The sequence below is a fragment of the Vibrio sp. YT-18 genome (genome assembly GCF_033337345.1).
GTDB lineage: Bacteria > Pseudomonadota > Gammaproteobacteria > Enterobacterales > Vibrionaceae > Vibrio > Vibrio alginolyticus.
This window is the reverse complement of the sequence record NZ_JAWOQO010000054.1, coordinates 1-2,529: the sequence shown is the minus strand read 5'-3', so window position 1 is coordinate 2,529 and position 2,529 is coordinate 1. Positions and strand designations below refer to the sequence as shown.

General features: G+C 52.8%; 1 protein-coding gene. It reads right to left on the bottom strand.

The window, feature by feature from the left end:
- On the bottom strand, positions 1-2,529 hold a 2,529-nt coding region (locus R7M72_RS24160), incomplete at both ends, for a tandem-95 repeat protein (RefSeq protein WP_318056355.1).

Here is a 2,529-nt window from a genome sequence, read left to right as displayed (position 1 = left end):
TCACCATGGAAGTTCTCTGCCGGTGTGAAGACCAGTTTGCCGTCAACAATCTCGACTGTCCCTTGGTCACTCGGCACGGACGCTGATTGAATAGACAACTTATCGCCGTCGATGTCGGTGTCGTTTGGCAGAACATCAATCGTCACTGGCGTGTCTTCGTCAGTGATAGCGGTGTCATCGTTTGCCACTGGCGCATCATTCACTGGTGTCACATCGACGTTCACCGTGGTGGACTCTGATACCCCACCGGAGGTAACGATGTAGGTAAAGCTGTCTGTCCCGTGGTAGTTGTCGTTTGGCGTGTAAGTCACGCTGCCGTCCGGGTTGACCGAGACCGTGCCGTTCGCTGGACCGTTATTGGTATCCAGCGACACCACTTTGTCGTTGCCTTCGAACGTGTCGTTACCTAAGACCTTAATGATGGTTGGTGTGTCTTCCACAACCGTCGCTTTATCTGCCACGATATCCGCCACTGGCGCCACTGTGAAGTTCACCGTTTGGCTAACGCTTTCACCGCTTGGATCGGTGGCAGTAAAGGTCAGCGCTTCAGAGCCGTTCCAGTCTGCCGTTGGGCTAATGGTCGCGATGCCATTTTCAATCGACCCCAACACGTTGCTGTTGCCAGAGACGCTGAAGGTCAGATCGCCATCGACGTTATCCACATCACTGAAGGCCGTATTCAGATCGATGCTGTATGGCGTAAAGTCTTCCGCCAAGGTTTGGTCTGCGATGCTGCTTTCAACCACAGGCGTGTCGTTCACCGCATTCACGGTGACGTTGACCGTTGCTTGGTCAGTCAGTGCACCATCAGTAATCGTGTAAGTAATTTCAGCGTCACCATGGAAGTTCTCAGCTGGCGTGAACACCAACTTGCCGTCAACAATCTCAACTGTGCCTTGCGCTTCAGGTACAGACGCCGATTCAATCGACAGCTTATCGCCATCGATGTCAGTATCGTTTGGCAGAACATCAATCGTCACTGGCGTATCTTCGTCAGTAACAGCGGTATCATCTTTTGCCGCTGGCGCATCGTTGACTGGCGTCACATCGACGTTCACCGTGGTGGACTCACTGACGCCACCGGAGGTGACGATGTAAGTGAAGCTGTCTGTACCGTGGTAGTTGTCGTTTGGCGTGTAAGTGACGCTGCCGTCCGGGTTGACCGAGACCGTGCCGTTGGCTGGACCGTTATTGGTATCCAGCGACACCACTTTGTCGTCGCCTTCAAACGTGTCGTTATCTAAGACCTTAATGATGGTTGGCGTATCTTCCACAACCGTCGCTTTATCTGCCACGATGTCCGCCACAGGGGTAACCGTGAAGTTCACCGTTTGGCTAACGCTTTCACCGCTTGGATCGGTGGCGATAAAGGTTAGGGTTTCTGAGCCATTCCAGTCTGCGGTTGGAGTGAACGTAGCAATGCCATTGACGATCGCCACTTGAATGTTGCTATTACCAGAAACGCTAAACGTTAACTCACCATCGGCGTTATCCACATCACTGAAGGCCGTATTCAGATCGATGCTGTATGGCGTAAAATCTTCCGCCAAGGTTTGGTCTGCAATGTTGCTTTCAACCACAGGCGTGTCGTTCACCGCATTCACGGTGACGTTGACCGTTGCTTGGTCAGTCAGTGCACCATCGGTCACGGTGTAAGTGATTTCGGCGTCACCATGGAAGTTCTCTGCCGGTGTGAAGACCAGTTTGCCGTCAACAATCTCGACTGTCCCTTGGTCACTCGGCACAGATGCCGAGTCAATCGACAGCTTATCGCCATCAATATCGGTGTCGTTTGGCAGAACATCAATCGTGACAGCGGTATCTTCTTGTGTTGTTGCCGCGTCATCTTTTGCCACTGGCGCATCGTTCACTGGTGTGACATCGACGTTCACCGTGGTGGACTCTGATACCCCACCGGAGGTAACGATGTAGGTAAAGCTGTCTGTACCGTGGTAGTTGTCGTTTGGCGTGTAAGTCACGCTGCCGTCCGGGTTGACCGAGACCGTACCGTTAGCTGGACCGTTGTTGGTATCCAGCGACACCACTTTGTCGTCGCCTTCGAACGTGTCGTTACCTAAGACCTTAATGATGGTTGGCGTGTCTTCCACAACCGTCGCTTTGTCTGCCACGATGTCCGCCACAGGCGCAACTGTGAAGTTCACCGTTTGGCTGACGCTTTCGCCGCTTGGATCGGTGGCAGTAAACGTCAACGCTTCTGAGCCGTTCCAGTCCGCAGTTGGGCTAATGGTCGCGATGCCATTTTCTATTGAGACATTGACATTACTGTTACCTGAGACGCTAAACGTTAACTCACCATCGGCGTTATCCACATCGCTGAAAGCGGTATTCAGATTGATGCTGTATGGCGTGAAATCTTCCGCCAAGGTTTGGTCTGCAATGCTACTTTCAACCACAGGCGTGTCGTTCACCGCATTCACGGTGACGTTGACCATCGCTTGGTCAGTCAGCGAACCATCGGTGATGGTGTAAGTGATTTCGGCATCACCATGGAAGTTCTCGGCCGGTGTG